The organism is Micromonospora halophytica, assembly GCF_900090245.1.
Lineage (GTDB): Bacteria > Actinomycetota > Actinomycetes > Mycobacteriales > Micromonosporaceae > Micromonospora > Micromonospora halophytica.
This window is the reverse complement of the sequence record NZ_FMDN01000001.1, coordinates 105,721-120,619: the sequence shown is the minus strand read 5'-3', so window position 1 is coordinate 120,619 and position 14,899 is coordinate 105,721. Positions and strand designations below refer to the sequence as shown.

General features: G+C 73.8%; 16 protein-coding genes. 9 read left to right on the top strand and 7 right to left on the bottom strand.

What is annotated here, in order from left to right; all coding sequences use genetic code 11:
- Positions 1-15 precede the first annotated feature (15 nt).
- A complete protein-coding gene (locus GA0070560_RS00535; protein WP_091289898.1) occupies positions 16-1,563 on the top strand; it encodes a PAS domain-containing sensor histidine kinase in 1,548 nt (515 codons plus the stop codon).
- A gap of 49 nt (positions 1,564-1,612) precedes the next feature.
- Here the strand turns inward: GA0070560_RS00535 and GA0070560_RS00530 are convergent, their stop codons facing one another.
- The gene (locus tag GA0070560_RS00530; protein WP_091289896.1) at positions 1,613-3,343 is read right to left on the bottom strand and encodes a glycosyltransferase family 39 protein; all 1,731 of its coding nucleotides are present in this window, start codon (positions 3,341-3,343) and stop codon (positions 1,613-1,615) included.
- Between the two features lie 483 nt (positions 3,344-3,826).
- Between GA0070560_RS00530 and GA0070560_RS00525 the strand changes: the two genes are divergently transcribed.
- The 4 genes from GA0070560_RS00525 to GA0070560_RS00515 all read left to right on the top strand — a co-directional run bounded on the left by GA0070560_RS00525 (position 3,827) and on the right by GA0070560_RS00515 (position 7,324).
- Positions 3,827-5,530: a nitrite/sulfite reductase gene (locus GA0070560_RS00525; protein WP_091289893.1), complete on the top strand. Its 1,704-nt coding sequence runs from the start codon at positions 3,827-3,829 to the stop codon at positions 5,528-5,530.
- Positions 5,527-5,685, top strand: a complete 159-nt coding sequence (locus GA0070560_RS28535; protein ID WP_170839229.1) for a hypothetical protein — start codon at positions 5,527-5,529, stop codon at positions 5,683-5,685. The genes GA0070560_RS00525 and GA0070560_RS28535 overlap by 4 nt, the downstream gene beginning before the upstream one ends.
- A 53-nt stretch (positions 5,686-5,738) precedes the next feature.
- Positions 5,739-6,500, top strand: a complete 762-nt coding sequence (locus tag GA0070560_RS00520; protein WP_091289891.1) for a phosphoadenylyl-sulfate reductase — start codon at positions 5,739-5,741, stop codon at positions 6,498-6,500.
- 104 nt (positions 6,501-6,604) lie between these two features.
- Positions 6,605-7,324 carry a sirohydrochlorin chelatase gene (locus GA0070560_RS00515; RefSeq protein ID WP_091290814.1) on the top strand — a complete coding sequence of 240 codons (720 nt, stop codon included), beginning with the start codon at positions 6,605-6,607 and terminating at the stop codon, positions 7,322-7,324.
- A 115-nt stretch (positions 7,325-7,439) separates the two neighbouring features.
- Here GA0070560_RS00515 and GA0070560_RS00510 read toward each other — a convergent pair whose 3' ends face one another.
- Together GA0070560_RS00510 and GA0070560_RS00505 are read right to left on the bottom strand one after the other, a co-directional pair.
- Positions 7,440-7,697 carry a WhiB family transcriptional regulator gene (locus tag GA0070560_RS00510; protein ID WP_088975879.1) on the bottom strand — a complete coding sequence of 86 codons (258 nt, stop codon included), beginning with the start codon at positions 7,695-7,697 and terminating at the stop codon, positions 7,440-7,442.
- 445 nt (positions 7,698-8,142) lie between these two features.
- Complete coding sequence (locus GA0070560_RS00505) at positions 8,143-9,093, bottom strand: diacylglycerol/lipid kinase family protein (RefSeq protein ID WP_091289890.1); 951 nt, start codon at positions 9,091-9,093, stop codon at positions 8,143-8,145.
- A 43-nt stretch (positions 9,094-9,136) separates the two neighbouring features.
- Here GA0070560_RS00505 and GA0070560_RS00500 point away from each other — a divergent pair, with 43 nt between their 5' ends.
- Positions 9,137-9,526: a hypothetical protein gene (locus GA0070560_RS00500; protein ID WP_091290811.1), complete on the top strand. Its 390-nt coding sequence runs from the start codon at positions 9,137-9,139 to the stop codon at positions 9,524-9,526.
- 28 nt (positions 9,527-9,554) lie between these two features.
- On the opposite strand, the gene GA0070560_RS00495 is transcribed toward GA0070560_RS00500, so the two are convergent.
- The 3 genes from GA0070560_RS00495 to sodN all read right to left on the bottom strand — a co-directional run bounded on the left by GA0070560_RS00495 (position 9,555) and on the right by sodN (position 10,917).
- Positions 9,555-9,959, bottom strand: coding sequence for an ATP-binding protein (locus GA0070560_RS00495; protein WP_091289888.1), 405 nt, complete (start codon positions 9,957-9,959; stop codon positions 9,555-9,557).
- 32 nt (positions 9,960-9,991) lie between these two features.
- A complete protein-coding gene (locus GA0070560_RS00490) occupies positions 9,992-10,447 on the bottom strand; it encodes a GNAT family N-acetyltransferase (RefSeq protein ID WP_091290808.1) in 456 nt (151 codons plus the stop codon).
- A 65-nt stretch (positions 10,448-10,512) separates the two neighbouring features.
- The gene (sodN, locus tag GA0070560_RS00485; RefSeq protein ID WP_088975876.1) at positions 10,513-10,917 is read right to left on the bottom strand and encodes a superoxide dismutase, Ni; all 405 of its coding nucleotides are present in this window, start codon (positions 10,915-10,917) and stop codon (positions 10,513-10,515) included.
- Positions 10,918-11,001: 84 nt separating this feature from the next.
- Here sodN and GA0070560_RS00480 point away from each other — a divergent pair, with 84 nt between their 5' ends.
- The 3 genes from GA0070560_RS00480 (at position 11,002) to GA0070560_RS00470 (ending at position 13,710) form a co-directional block, all read left to right on the top strand.
- On the top strand, positions 11,002-11,352 hold the full coding sequence (locus GA0070560_RS00480) for a S24 family peptidase (protein ID WP_091289886.1): 351 nt from the start codon (positions 11,002-11,004) through the stop codon (positions 11,350-11,352).
- Between the two features lie 141 nt (positions 11,353-11,493).
- Positions 11,494-12,672 (top strand): NAD(P)-dependent malic enzyme, encoded by a 1,179-nt coding sequence (locus GA0070560_RS00475; RefSeq protein WP_091289884.1) that lies wholly within the window; start codon positions 11,494-11,496, stop codon positions 12,670-12,672.
- A 75-nt stretch (positions 12,673-12,747) separates the two neighbouring features.
- Positions 12,748-13,710: a zinc-binding dehydrogenase gene (locus tag GA0070560_RS00470; protein ID WP_170839228.1), complete on the top strand. Its 963-nt coding sequence runs from the start codon at positions 12,748-12,750 to the stop codon at positions 13,708-13,710.
- A 106-nt stretch (positions 13,711-13,816) separates the two neighbouring features.
- Here GA0070560_RS00470 and GA0070560_RS00465 read toward each other — a convergent pair whose 3' ends face one another.
- Positions 13,817-14,785: an alpha/beta hydrolase family protein gene (locus GA0070560_RS00465; protein WP_091289882.1), complete on the bottom strand. Its 969-nt coding sequence runs from the start codon at positions 14,783-14,785 to the stop codon at positions 13,817-13,819.
- Between the last annotated feature and the right edge of the window lie 114 nt (positions 14,786-14,899).

The window sequence follows — 14,899 nt, the reverse complement described above, 5'->3', positions numbered from 1 at the left end:
GGCACGCTGTGAGGCGTGTCCACGCTGCGCGACCTCGCCGAGGAGCACACCCAGCTCCGCCCCGCCGACATCGACCACCTGCACCGGATCGCCGGCGACTGGCAGCTGCTGTCCGACCTGTCCTTCGCCGACCTGCTGCTCTGGGTGCCGGTCGACGGCGACGGGACGTTCCTCTGCGTCGCCCAGGTCCGCCCGACGACCGCCCCCACCGCGTACCTCGACGACCAGGTGGGGCGGATCGTCGGCGGGCCCGAGGTGGCGCACCTGGAGGTGGCGTACCGGCAGGGGCGGATCTGGCGGGAGGGTGACCCGGTCTGGTACGGCGACGTGCCCGCCCGGCACGAGGCGATCCCGGTGCGGCTGCGTACCGTCGACGGCGAGGCCGGCGAGGTGGTCGCCGTGGTCGGCCGGGACACCAACCTGTCCACCGCCCGGACGCCCAGCCAGCTGGAGCTGAACTACCTCACCACCGCCGACGACCTGGCCCAGATGATCGCTGACGGCACCTTCCCGCCGCCCCGGCACCCGGGGGAGACCACCTCCGCGCCCCGGGTCGGCGACGGTCTGGTCCGCCTGGACGCCGATGGCAAGGTCACCTACGCCAGCCCGAACGCGCAGTCGGCGTACCGGCGGTTGGGCTACGCCTCCCACCTGGTCGGCGAGGACCTGGCCAAGCTGCACCGCCGGCTGGCCAGCGACCCCCTGGAAGGGACCGACGCGGCCAACGGCGTGCTCGCCGCGCTGCGCGGTGAGGCTCCGCCCCGGCGGGAGATAGACGCCCGGGGCGCGACCATGCTGACCCGGTCGCTGCCGCTGATGCCGGCCGGCGTGCCGATCGGCGCGCTGGTGCTGGTCCGCGACATCACCGAGGTACGCCGTCGGGACCGCGCCCTGATCACCAAGGACGCCACCATCCGCGAGATCCACCACCGGGTGAAGAACAACCTGCAGACCGTCGCCGCCCTGCTGCGCCTGCAGGCCCGGCGGGTCGCCATGCCCGAGGCCCGGGTCGCCCTGGAGGAGTCGGTACGCCGGGTCGCCTCGATCGCCCTGGTGCACGAGACCCTCTCCATGTCCAGCGACGAGGCGGTCGAGTTCGACGGGATCGTCGACCGGGTGGCCAGTGCGGCGACCGAGGTGGCGGCGACCGAGGTGACCGTCGGCATGCGGCGCAGGGGCAGCTTCGGGGTGCTCCCCGCCGAGATCGCCACCTCGCTGGTGATGGTGCTGAACGAGTTGCTGCTCAACGCGGTCGAGCACGGCTTCCCGCCGGCCGGCGAGGACGGCGCGGCCGCCGTCCCGGAGGGCGCGGCGAAGCCGGAGGTGGTGGTCACCGCGCACCGGTTCCGCAAGCAGTTGCACGTGTCGGTGGCCGACAACGGGCGCGGCCTGCCGACCGAGTTCGACGCCGAGCGCGGTGGGCGGCTGGGGTTGCAGATCGTCCGGGCGCTGGCCACCGGGGAGCTGCGCGGCAGCATCGAGCTGCGCAACGGGGCCGAGGGTGGCACCGAGGCGGTGCTCGTCGTCCCACTGGCCCGGGGCGGCGACCGTCAGTCGGCCTGACCCGCCCGATCCCGGGCGACCCTCTTCGGGGACTGCCCGGTAGAGGGGTTCAGGTGGTGGTGAGCAGGGCCACGGTGAGGCCGGGGCGTTGCCACACCCGGGCCACGGTGTAGCCGTCGCGGAGGGCGTCGCCCTTCGCGCCGCCGACCGCGCCCAGCGGGTCGGACCGCCGGCCGGCCACCACCAGCCAGACCCGTCGTACCCCGGCCAGGCACTCCGCCGGCCGGGCGCACTCGGTCACCCAGAGGTCCGCGCGCTGCCGCTGGTCGCGTACCACCAGCACGTCGCGTGGCCGCTGTCCACCCAGGTGGTACGCCAGCCCGAGGTCGAGGAAGAGCCAGCCGTCCCGGGGCCAGTAGACGATCGCGTCGCCGGGCTCCCGGCCCGCGCCGACGATCTCCGCAGCGCCCCGGTAGTCGACCGCGGCGCTGCGTGGCCAGCCGTGGGTCTGCCGCAGCGACACCTGGTCGGGCAGGCCGAGCAGCCCGGCCAGCGCCACCACCGCCAGCCCCGGCACGAGCGACCGCAACCGGGCGGCGGCCGGCGTGCCCGCCACCGCCGGCGACGTCCCCGACGCGGCGGTTGTCGTCCGCGACGTCTGCGGCACCGGGTCGGTGGTCGACCCCGGGGCGACCGCCGGTGGCCCGGGCGTCGCTGGTGCGGCGGCGAGGGCCGCTCCGGCGAGCACGCCGGCGAAGGGCACGGTGAAGAGCAGGTAGCGCGGCACCCAGAGCGGCACCACCAGCCCGGCGGCGAAGATCAGCAGCACCGGCAGCAGCACGCACGACCCGGGCAGCAACGCCCGCCGCCCCGCCCGGGCCGCGCCGAGCGCGGCGAGGCCGACCACCAGCCCTCCGACCACGCTGCTCTGCGCCACGCCGCCCGGCAACGCCGCCAGGTCCGCCAGGCGGGCCGGTTCGACCCAGTCGAGCTGCCGGGAGTGCTGCCCGCGGGTGCGCAGGAGCAACGGGGTGAGCACGACCAGCGCCGGCAGCAGGGCGAGCACCCAGTGCAGCGGCAGCCGGCGGTCCCGGGCACCGTTCGCCCGGCCGTCACGCGCGTTCGCCACGGTGCCCCGGACCTTCGCCGCCGGCGAAGCACCCGCCACCGCCGCAGCGTTCGGACCCGCCGCAGCACCCCGACCCGCCGCAGCATCCGGACCCGCCGCAGCGTCGGGACCCGCCCACGTGGCGGCCAGGACCGCCAGGGCGTGCGCGGGGAGCAGGCTGAGGGCGAGCAGGTGGGTCAGGCCGAGCGCGGCCACGGCGGCGGAGTAGCCCGCCCAGCGGGCCGGGCCGGGGCGGTCCAGCGCCCGGCCCAGGAGCAGGGTGGCCAGCACCGCGAAGAGGGTGGCCAGGGCGTACGGGCGGGCCTCCTGGGCGTACCGGGAGGTGCCCGGGAGCACCGCGAGGAGCAGGCCGGCGAGCAGGCCGGCGCGGGCCCCGAACAGCCGTCGCCCGAGGACCGCGGCGAGTCCGGCCGCCGCCGCCATGGCCAGCGCCGAGGGCAGCCGCAGCGCGGCCGGCGAGTCGCCGACGAGTCGTACCCAGCCGTGCAGCAGCAGGTAGTACGGCCCGGTGGCGGCGTCCACCGTGCCGGTGAGCCGGAACAGGTCCGGCAGCGGCCGGGTGGCGGCGCTCCAGCTGGCCAGCTCGTCCCGCCACGGCTGCGCACGGCCGATCCCGGCCAGCCCGACAGCCAGGGTGGCGAGCGTCGGCACGAGCCAGACCAGCGTCTCCGCCCGCCGACCCGAGACCGCCGGGTGCCGCCTTACGGACATATCGCTCACAGATCCGAGCCTTCCACACCCGCTCCGGCCCCGGGGTCGTAGCGACCCGGCTCGCAGGAGGGTGCTCGACCCCGGATGTAGTGGCCTCGGGCGAGTGGGATGCCACTACATCCAGGAAGTAGCACCTGCGGGGCGCGGGTGCGGGGTGCGGGGTGCAGAGTCGATCTTCGATGGATTGGGGGCGTCGTCCGTGATGTGGGATGCGGCACGCGGTCGTTGGCCGGGCCTGTCGGCGTGTGGCAGCATGAGCGCATGACCGCCGCTGTCGTCCGCCGCTTCGTGGCCCGTCGCCACGTCGACTACGGCCGCGTGCGCAGCGCGATCTGTCCGGCCCACTGACGACGCCCGACCCATCTGTCTCGGGCGCGTAGTCCGCGCCGGCCGTTCTGACACCGTTGTCCTCGGCCCGTCCCACGGGTCGGCCGCCGCGTCCGCGCACCCACCGAGGCACAGCAGACAACGGAGGACGCCGCGATGGCGGTCACCAGCACCTCGGCCCGCCCCGACACCCCGCCCGCGCGGGCGCCTCGCCGCCCCCGTGGCGAGGGCCAGTGGGCGCTGGGCCACCGCGAGCCGCTCAACGCCAACGAGCGGATCAAGAAGGACGACGACCCGCTGAACGTGCGGGCCCGGATCGAGACCATCTACGCCCACCGCGGATTCGCCTCCATCGACCCGCAGGACCTGCGCGGCCGGTTCCGCTGGTGGGGCCTCTACACCCAGCGCAAGGCGGGCATCGACGGCGGTCGTACGGCCGTGCTGGAGCCGCACGAGCTGGAGGACGAGTTCTTCATGCTCCGGGTCCGGGTCGACGGCGGTGAGCTGACCCTGGCCCAGCTGCGGGTGGTCGCCGACATCTCCCGCGAGTTCGCCCGGGACACCGCCGACATCACCGACCGGCAGAACATCCAGTACCACTGGATCCGGGTCGAGGACGTGCCGGAGATCTGGCGCCGGCTGGAGTCGGTCGGCCTGCAGACCACCGAGGCCTGCGGCGACTGCCCGCGCGTCGTGCTGGGCAGCCCGGTCGCCGGGGTGGCCGAGGCCGAGCTGGTCGACCCGACCCCGGCCGTCGACGAGATCGTCAGCCGGTACGTCGGCGACAAGCGGTTCTCCAACCTGCCCCGCAAGTTCAAGACCTCGATCTCCTGGCTGGTCGACACCCCGTACGAGGCGAACGACGTCGCCTTCCTCGGGGTGGACCACCCGGAGCACGGCCCCGGCTTCGACGTCTGGGTCGGCGGCGGCCTCGCCACCAACCCGATGCTGGCCAAGCGGCTCGGCGTCTGGGTGCCGCTGGCCGAGGTGCCGGACGTGTGGGCCGGCGTGGTCGGCATCTTCCGCGACTACGGCTACCGCCGGCTGCGCAACCGGGCCCGACTGAAGTTCCTGGTCGCCGACTGGGGCGTGGAGAAGTTCCGGGAGGTGCTGGAGAAGGAGTACCTGGGCCGGACCCTGCTCGACGGGCCCGCCCCGGAACTGCCGAGCAGGCCGGTCGACCACATCGGCGTGCACCGGCAGCGCGACGGCCGCCACTACGTCGGCGCCGCACCGGTCGTCGGGCGGGTCTCGGGCACGCAGCTCGCCCAACTCGCCGACCTGGCCGAGGCGCACGGCAGCGGCCGGGTGCGGCTCACCCCGTACCAGAAACTGCTGGTCCTCGACGTGCTGCCGGAGCGGACGGAGTCCCTGGTCGACGCGCTGCGCGGGATCGGCCTGGAGGCCCGGCCGTCGGCCTGGCGGCGCGGCACCATGGCCTGCACCGGCATCGAGTTCTGCAAGCTCGCCATCGTCGAGACCAAGCGGCGCGGCGAGGAACTGGTGGCCCGGTTGGAGGAGCGGCTGCGCGACTTCGACGCCGACATCTCCATCCACCTCAACGGCTGCCCGAACGCCTGCGCCCGTACCCAGGTCGCTGACATCGGCCTGAAGGGGCAGCTGGTGGTCGGCCCGGGCGGCCGCCAGGTGGAGGGCTTCCAGGTGCACCTCGGCGGCGGTCTCGGCATGGCGGAGGGACAGACCGCCGGCTTCGGGCGCAAGCTGCGCGGCCTGAAGACCACCGCCGACGAGCTGCCGGAGTACGTGGAACGACTGGCCCGCCGCTACCTGGCGAGCCGGACCGACGGCGAGACGTTCGCCAACTGGGTGATCAGGGTCGACGAGGAGGAGCTGCGATGAGTGACGCCCGTTCCGCACCTCTCCACTGCCCGTACTGCGGGGAGGAGGACCTGCGGCCGAGCGAGGCCGGGCACGGCGCCTGGGAGTGCCATGCCTGCGCCCGTGTCTTCACGGTGAAGTTCACCGGCCTGCTCAGCACGGCGGTGGTCCGGTGAGCGCGCGCAGCGAGCTGGCGAGCCCCGCAGTCACGAACGAGAGGCCGGCACGGATGAACCTCGTTTCCGCAGCGGACCTGCGGCTGGTCGGGCCCGGTGGCCCGACGCCGGTCGAGGAGGACCGGCGCGACCCGGAGGAGCTGCGCGAGCTGGCCGAGACGGCCGGCCGCGAGCTGGAGGGCGCTCCGGCGCCGGAGATCGCCCGCTGGGCGGCCGCGACCTTCGGCGACCGGTTCTGCGTGACCAGCTCGATGGCGGACGCCGTGCTGGCGCACCTGGTCTCCCGGGTCGCCCCCGGGGTGGACGTGGTCTTCCTCGACACCGGACTGCACTTCCCGGAGACGCTGAAGGTCCGCGACGAGGTGGCCCGCCGGCTGCCGGTGAACGTCCGCTCGGTCCGGCCCCGGCTGACCGTCGGCCAGCAGGACGGCGAGTACGGCCCCCGGCTGTTCAACCGCTCGCCCGACGACTGCTGCCAGCTGCGCAAGGTGGAGCCGCTGGAGCGGGCCCTGGCGGGGTACGACGCCTGGGCCGCCGGGCTGCGCCGGGACGAGTCGCCCACCCGGGCGAACACGCCGGTGGTGACCTTCGACGCCCGGCGCGGCAAGGTGAAGGTCAACCCGATCGCCGCCTGGACCCAGGCCGACGTCGACGGCTACATCTCCCGGTACGACATTCCGGTCAACGAGCTGTTCAGCCGCGGGTACGGCTCGATTGGCTGCTGGCCCTGCACCCGGCGCACCAAGGCGGGGGAGGACCCGCGGGCCGGCCGCTGGGCGATGTTCGAGAAGACCGAGTGCGGCCTGCACGTCTGACCGGCCCGGGCACCTCCCCGGGGGCCGGCGCGGGTGATCCCGCGCCGGCCCTCGGCACACCCGCTGTCGACCGGTCCGCGTCGGCGTCGGCCGGCGGTACGCCGGTGGTGCTGGTCGCGCACGGCAGCCGTGATCCCCGGGCGGCGGCGGCCACCCGGGCGCTGGCCCGGGCCGTCGAGGCGGCCCGTCCCGGCAGCCGGGTGCTGCCGAGCTGGCTGGACCACACCGACCCGGGGCCGACGGAGGTGCTGCGCGCACTCGCGGCGGACGGGCACGCCGAGGCGGTGGTCGTACCGCTGCTGCTCACCGCGGCGTACCACCGGCGGGTGGACGTGCCGGCGGCGGTGGCGGCGGCCCGCGAGACGGCCCCGGAACTGGCGGTACGGGTGACCGACGTGCTCGGGCCGGCGGACGGGACGGTGGACGCCGGGCTGCTGGCCGGGTTGCGCCGGCGGTTGGCGGAGGCGGAGCCGGGTGGCGTCGACGCGCTGGTGCTGGCGGCGGCGGGGACCCGGGACGCCCGGGCGCGGGGCTCGGTGGGGCGGGTCGCCGTGGCGCTGGCCGCCGAGTTCGGCGTGTCCTGCACCGTGTCGTACGCCTCGGCGGCCCCGCCTGCGGCGGACGTGGCGGTGGCCCGGCTGCGGGCGTCGGGGGCCCGGCGGGTGGCCGTGGCGGCGTACTTCCTGGCGCCCGGGTTCTTCCACGACGGGGTGGTGGCGGCGGCGCGGGCGGCCGGGGCGGTGGCGGTCAGCGGGCCGTTGACCGACGCCCCGGAGTTGGCCGATCTGGTGCTGCGCCGGGTGGACGCGGCGACGCCGGTGTGACGTGGCCCGCCACCATGATCGGAAATCGGGGTGGCGGGGTAGTGGGACGGTGTGCGGACAGCAGAACGCCCCGGCGGGGCGGACCCGGCCGGGGCGTACGGCTGTGTGTGGTCGGTCAGGCGGAGTGAGCGCGCAGCACCCGGAGGCCGCCGCGGCGCTTCACCGCGCGACGCTCCTCCTCGCTCATTCCCCCCCAGACACCGGCGTCCTGACCGGACTCCAGTGCCCACTGGAGGCAGTGGTCGGTCACCGGGCAGCGCCGGCAGACGGCCTTCGCCTGTTCCACCTGCAGGAGGGCCGGACCGGACGTCCCGATCGGGAAGAACAGCTCCGGGTCCTCGTCGCGGCAGACGGCATCGTGGCGCCAGTCCATGGCGGCAACTCTCCTCATTCTGAGATGGGCGGCAGACAACGCTTGTTGCTTTTCCTTATGTGCATCCGCAATGCCGGTCGTGACGGTTCGCGTCCGACTATTCAGCAGTGCGTGAGCGGGGTCGTTCAGCCCCGGGACCTGCTGGAAAGACTCAACCTGTCGAGCATGTCCAGGCAATGTCCCGGTAACTCAAGTTCGCTTGTGAATACTTTCACGAACCCTGTCGATGTCAAGGGTGACGCGAGGAAAAACTCCGCACGGTGAGCAAGCTCACGACCCTTTTGCCCGGGTTTGAGGCGTCCCTGGTTACCCGGCGTACCACAGTCGAGGATCAATATAGTACAGTCCGCGTGACATTGCTGACATTTCCGGCACCACCCTTCATTCCGGCGGCCACCGCCGTCGTGCGGTGTAACGACCGCCGACCTAGGGCGTTACCCGAGACCTAGCAGATTACTCTCAGTGCCGCGGGAATGGATGTGAATCTGACTTTTTTCCGCTCGCCAAGGTAGTCGCCGTCGAGCTGAAACGCCTGCGGACGGGCGCTGACCAGCGTGAACTCGGGCGCATCGTGCAACCGCAGCACCTGCTTGCCATGCGGATCCGGCTCCCGGGAGAGGAACTGCGTCACTGTCCGTGTCGTGCTGGCCACGCGGAGCTGACGCAGCGCCAGCACGTCGAGGCCGAGGTCGAACGACGCCTCCGGATTCGGGTTGATCTCCCGCTCGCCCAGGTACGTCCACGGGGCGCAGTTCTGGATTATGACCGTCGCCAACTCTCCCTCGGCCGGCTCGCCCGGCCGCTCCAGCGAGATCGCCGGGTGCCGGCGGTCCGAGTCGAGGAAGTACTGGCTCAGCGTGGCGCGGAAGTAGAGCGCCGGCGTGGAGACCCGACCACGCTTGCGGGCCTGCTCCACCCGGTGGATCACCGCCGCGTCCACCCCGAAGCCGGCGCAGAAGGTGAAGTAGCGGTCGTCGGCCCGGCCCAGCCCGATCGTCCGGGACCGGCCCAGCCGCAGCCCCTCCAGGATCATGCTGGTGCCCTCCGGCCACTCCCGGGGCAGGCCCAGGGCGCGGGCGAAGACGTTCGTCGAGCCGCCCGGCACGGTCGCCAGCGCGGGCAGCCGCTCGGCGGGCGTACCGTCGGTGCGGAAGGTCGGTGGCTCGGCCGTCATCAGGCCGTTCACCACCTCGTTGACCGTGCCGTCACCACCGAGGGTGACGACGACGTCGACCCCCTCCTCGGCCGCCTCCCGCGCCAGGTCGGTGGCGTGACCCCGGCGGCGGGTGTACCGCACCGACAGGTCTACTTCGCTGCGCAGTGCCCGGACCAGGACGTCCCGGCTGCGTTCGCTGGTGGTGGTGGCCTTCGGATTGACCACCAGGACGGCCCGCATGGGCGGCACTGTACCGCGACCGCCCACCGGTATCGTGGCCCGCGTGACCATCGACTCCGACGCCGGGCCCGACACTCTCCGCTGGGCGGTACGGCTGCTGCGGGCCGAGGCGGTCGCGCTGGCGCTGCTCGCCGGCTGGCTGATCTGGGCCGACCTGACCGCCACCAAGACCGACCTGGTGTCGGCACTCTTCGTGACCGGGTTCGCGATCGCCGGCGCCGCCGCGCTCTGGGCCCTCGGCGGGGCGCTGGCCCGTCGACGCGCCGGTGCCCGGGCGCCCGCGATGGTCCTCGAGTTGATGCTGCTGCCCGTCGGCTGGTTCATGCTCCAGGCCGGCATGGGCTGGCTCGGCGCACCGCTGATGGCGCTCGGCCTCGGGGTCTGCGCGCTGCTGCTCAGCCCGCCCACGACGCGGGCCCTGGGGTTCGAGTGACGCCCCCGGCCGGGCGGCCGGGAGCCGGTCAGTAGCCGGAGCGGCGGGTCAGCAGCGAGATGGTGGCCCGACCGGCGGCCGCGTCCGCCGAGGCGGCGGTGGTCAGCGCGGTGAGCACCTTCCAGGCGAACGACGACTCCGAGGGCAGCGTCGCGCCGCGCACGGTCGGCACGGTCACCTCGACGGTGAGCGCGTCCTCGGTGACAGAGAAGCGGCACTCCAGCTCGGCGTCGCGGGTGGCGATGGCGAGCAGCATGGCGCAGGCCTCGTCCACCGCGATGCGCAGGTCCTCGATCTCGTCGAGGGCGAACTGGAGACGGGCCGCGAGCCCCGCCGTCGCGGTACGGAGCACGCCGAGGTATCCGCCGTCGGCGGGCACGGTGAGGTGCACGACGTCGTCGTCGGTCGTCGGCTGGCCGGTCAGTTGAGTCACGCCTCATCCCCCCGGTCGGGGACTCTACCCCCTCAGGCGTCCGGCCGGGCGGGTGCCGTCTCCGCCTGCGCGGCGAGCGAGTGCAACGCGGGCCCGGCCAGCCGGTACGGCACCCACTCGTCCATCGAGGTGGCCCCGATCGAGGCGTAGAAGTGGGCGGCGGGATTCCAGTGGATCATCCACCAGTCGAGGCGCCGGTAGCCGCGCTCGACGCAGATCGCGGCCAGGGTGGCGAGCAACGCCCGACCGGCGCCGGTGCCCCTCGCCTCGGGGCGCACGTACAGGTCCTCCAGGTAGACGCCGTGCACGCCCTCCCAGGTGGAGAAGTTGAGGAACCACAGGGCGAAACCGAGCGGCCGGTCGTCGGCGTCCACCGCGACGTGCCCGAAGAGCGCGGGCGACGGCCCGAAGAGCGCGGCGTGCAGTTGCCCCTCGGTGAGGTGGCACTGTTCGGGGGCCCGCTCGTAGTCGGCGAGTTCGTGCACCATCGCGACGACGGCCGGCACGTCCTCGGGACGTGCCGGCCGGATCGACGGCGCCTGGGGAACCAGGGTCACGCCTTCTTGGTCTCCCAGAAGATCTTCGAGATCTCGTCGATCTTCTGGAGCAGCTCGTCGGCCTTGGACGGGTCGGTGCCGCCCTTGGCGCCGGCCGCGCCGGCCAGCTTGGTGGCCTCGTTGAAGAGCTGGTGCAGGTGCGGGTACTTCTCGAAGTGGGCCGGCTTGAAGTAGTCGGTCCACAGCACCCACAGGTGGTGCTTGACCAGGTCGGCGCGCTGCTCCTTGATCAGGATGGCGCGGGTGCGGAACTCCGGGTCGGTGTTGGCCTGGTACTTCTCGCAGATCGCCTTCACCGACTCGGCCTCGATCCGGGCCTGCGCCGGGTCGTAGACGCCGCACGGCAGGTCGCAGTGCGCGCTGGCGGTCAGACGGGGCGAAAGGATGCGGGGAAGTCGCATCAGAGTCCTCCACGGGATGTTTGCGATGATCCAAGCCGACATTACTCCTGGGGACGTCCCCGACAGGGGCGGAGGGGAAACCTGATGGCGGTCGACGGAGGCGCTCCCGGGGCGCGACTGCGCCGGCCGCTGACCGCCGTCGGGGTGACCGGCCCGTCCATGTCGCCCACGCTGCGGCACGGCGACGCCGTCCTGGTCCGGGTCGGCGGTCGGCCGGCCCGCCCCGGTGACGTCGTGGTCGCGGTCTTCCGCAGCCGCCCGGAGCTGCTGGTGGTCAAGCGCGCGGTCCGTCCGCAGGACGGCGGTTGGTGGGTACGCGGGGACAACGATCTGGTCACCGACGACTCCCGGGCGTACGGCGTGGCCGACGTGCTGGGCCGGGTGGTGCTGCGCTACTGGCCGCGCCCCGGCCGGGTGTCCCGTCGGTCATTATGACCCTGCTCACATCCGAGCGCCCGTCAGCTGACTATGCTCGGAAAGTGCCCGGGTGACCCCCCGCACCGCGTGCCGCCGTTCGACGCCTCACCTCGCGCCCGCGCCGGCCGCTCCGTCTGCTCGACAGATCCTGGAGTCACCATGTCTGCGTCCACCGTGGATCCCGCTGATCCTGTCTTCCGGTTGCACGTCGGCGGCAAGATGGCCGTCGCCTCGACGGTCCCGCTGACCAGCCGGGAGGACCTCTCCCTCGCGTACACCCCGGGTGTGGCCCGGGTCTGCGAGGCCATCGCCGCCGACCCCGCCCTCGCCGACGACTACACCTGGGTGTCGCACACCGTCGCGGTCGTCACCGACGGCTCCGCCGTACTCGGGCTGGGCAACATCGGCCCCCGTGCCGCGCTGCCGGTGATGGAGGGCAAGGCGGTGCTGTTCAAGCAGTTCGCCGGCGTGGACGCGGTACCGATCTGCCTGGACACCCAGGACGTGGACGAGATCGTGGCGACGGTGAAGGCACTCGCCCCCTCCTTCGGGGGCATCAACCTGGAGGACATCAGCGCCCCGCGCTGCTTCGAGGTCGAGCGCCGGCTGGACGAGGCGCTGCCGATCCCGGTCTTCCACGACGACCAGCACGGCACCGCGATCGTCGTGCTGGCCGCGCTGCGCAACGCGGCGACCCTGCTCAACCGCAAGCTCGGCGACCTGCGGGTGGTGGTCAGCGGCGCCGGCGCGGCCGGGGTGGCGGTCACCGCGATGCTGGTCGCCGGGGGCGTGAACCCGGAGCAGGTGGTGGTCTGCGACTCCAAGGGCATCATCGGCCGGCACCGCGCCGACCTGACCGAGACCAAGGCGTACCTCGCCGAGACGACCAACGCCGAGAACCGTCAGGGTGACGTCACCGAGGCGCTGCGTGGCGCGGACGTGCTGATCGGCGTCTCCGGCGGGCAGATCCCCGAGGAGGCGGTGGCCGGGATGGCCCCGGGCGGCATCGTCTTCGCGTTGGCCAACCCCAACCCCGAGGTGCATCCCGAGGTGGCGGCCCGGCACGTCGCCGTGGTGGCCACCGGCCGCAGCGACTACCCCAACCAGATCAACAACGTGCTGGCCTTCCCCGGTGTGTTCCGGGGCGCGCTGGACGCCCGGGCCACCCGGATCACCGACGGGATGAAGGTGGCCGCGGCCGACGCGATCGCCGCGGTGGTGGCCGAGTCGCTCACCGCCGACGCGATCGTGCCCTCCCCGCTCGACCCCCGGGTCGCCCCGGCGGTGGCGGAGGCGGTGGCCGAGGCGGCCCGGCGCGACGGCGTCGCCCGCGCCTGACCATGTGAGGAAGGGCCCGGGCCGGCACGCGGCGTCCGGTGCGGGCCCTTCTTAACGATCGTTTCCCTTGTTACGGTGCCGATCATGCGTGCCGCCTATGCCTCCCGCTTCGACGCCGACAACCCGCTCACCGCGCTCGGCGTCGGCGAGCGTCCCGAGCCGACCCACCCGGACTCCGACTGGGTCACCGTGCAGGTGCGGGCCAGCTCGCTCAACCACCACGACATCTGGTCGCTGCGCGGCGTGGGACTCGTCGCCGACCAGCTCCCGATGATCCTGGGCTGCGACGCCGTCGGCACCGACCCCGACGGCCGCGAGGTGGTCATCTACCCGGTGGTGCCCACCCCGGGCGACCCGCGGGGCGTCTCCATCCTCTCCGAGCACTTCCCCGGGACCCTGGCCGAGCGGGTGGCCGTACCCCGGATGAACCTGGTGCCGCTGCCGGCGGGCCTCGCCGCCACCGACGCGGCCTGCCTGCCCACCGCCTGGCTCACCGCGTGGCGGATGCTCACCACCAAGGGCCGGGTGGACGAGGGCGAGTCGGTGCTGGTCCAGGGGGCCGGCGGCGGTGTCGCCACCGCGGCCGTCGCGCTCGGCGTCGCACTCGGCAAGCGGGTGTACGCGACCAGCCGGGACGCCGGCAAGCGGGAGCGGATCACCGAGCTGGGGGCGACCGCGCTGGAGCCCGGCGCGCGGCTGCCCGAGCGGGTCGACGTGGTGATCGAGACGGTCGGCGCGGCCACCTTCGACCACTCGCTGAAGTCCGCCGCCCCGATGGCCCGGATCGTCGTCTCCGGCGCGACCGCCGGGCACGAGCCCAAGGTCAACCTGCGCCGGGTCTTCGCCATGCAGCTGGAGATCCTGGGCACCTCGATGGGCACCCCGGACGAGCTGACCGAGCTGCTGGGCTTCTGCGCCGAGCACGAGATCCACCCGGTGGTGGACAGCGTCGTGCCCTTCAGCAGGGTCGAGGACGCCTTCACCCGCCTGCACTCCGGCGACGTCTTCGGCAAGGTCGTCATCGACCACACCGCCTGACCCCCACCCGTCCCCGCGCACTTTCCGAGGAGGAGTGGCTGTCCGACCCGGAACAGCCACTCCTCCTCGGCATGCGCGTCCCGGGCCGAGGTCCAGAGGTGGTGGGTCAGAGGCGGTTGTCGAGGGTGGCGATGTCGGCGCGGGCGGCATCCGCCGCGAGGCGGGCCTTGGCCTTCGCGTCGCCGTACAGGGTCCAGCGGAGGAACTCGACCGTGGTGTCGGAGACCACCCGCAGGGCGGCGCCGTCGCTGAGCAGCGCCCGGCCGTGGTCGCCCTTCGGCAGGCTGAGCATCGCCTTCGGCCACGGCACCGCGTCATAGACCGCCCTGCCGGCCGAGTACTCGACCACCTCGTCCGCCTGGCCGTGCACGAAGAGCTGCGGCGCGGCGGCCCCGGCGAAGGCCGTGCCGACCCCCAGCCCGGTGCCGGCGAAGACCACCCCGGCGTCCAGGCGCTCGTCCCGGCCGGCGGTGAAGAGCCCGATCGTGGTCACCCCGCCCGCCGAGTGCCCGGCCGCCGCCACCCGGTCGGTGGCCAGCCGGCCACGCAGCGGGTCACCGGCCCTGCCGTCCAGCGCCAGCACCGTGTCCAGGGCGTACGAGACGTCCGCGGGCTGGTTCAGCACGTCGAGCACGTTGCTGTCGGTGCCCCGGCTGGTGTGCGGGAAGGTGGGCGCGGCGATCACGAACCCGGCCGCCGCCCACCGGGTCAGCAGCGCCGCGTAGTCCTCCGGCCGGGCGCCCAGGCCGTGGCTGAACATCACCACCGGGAACCGGCCGGTCGCCGTGGCCGCCCCGCGCTGCGGGGTGCCGCCGGCCTCACCCCGGGCCGGGTACCAGAGGGTCACCGGCAGGGGGCGGTCGCCGTCCCGGTTCAGCTTCACCTGGCGTACGCCGACCGCGAAGGCCTCCGTCGGCGCGCTGCCGGCGGGAACGCGCGGCGCCGGGGTGGCGGCCTTCGGGGTTTCCACCGGGGCGGCCGGGCGGACGGTCGGGGCAGGCGCGGCCGAGCAGCCGACCAGGCCGACGGTGAACAGGACGGCGGCGAGCAGGACCGGGGTACGGCGACGGGACATGGCACCGATTGTGCCTGCCTCCACGGGCCGACCGGGCACCCTCGGACGCACCGTGACCCGTGCCGTACGCCGGGTGCGGCCGCTGCCGGCCGTCCGGACCGGTGGCGTCCGCCA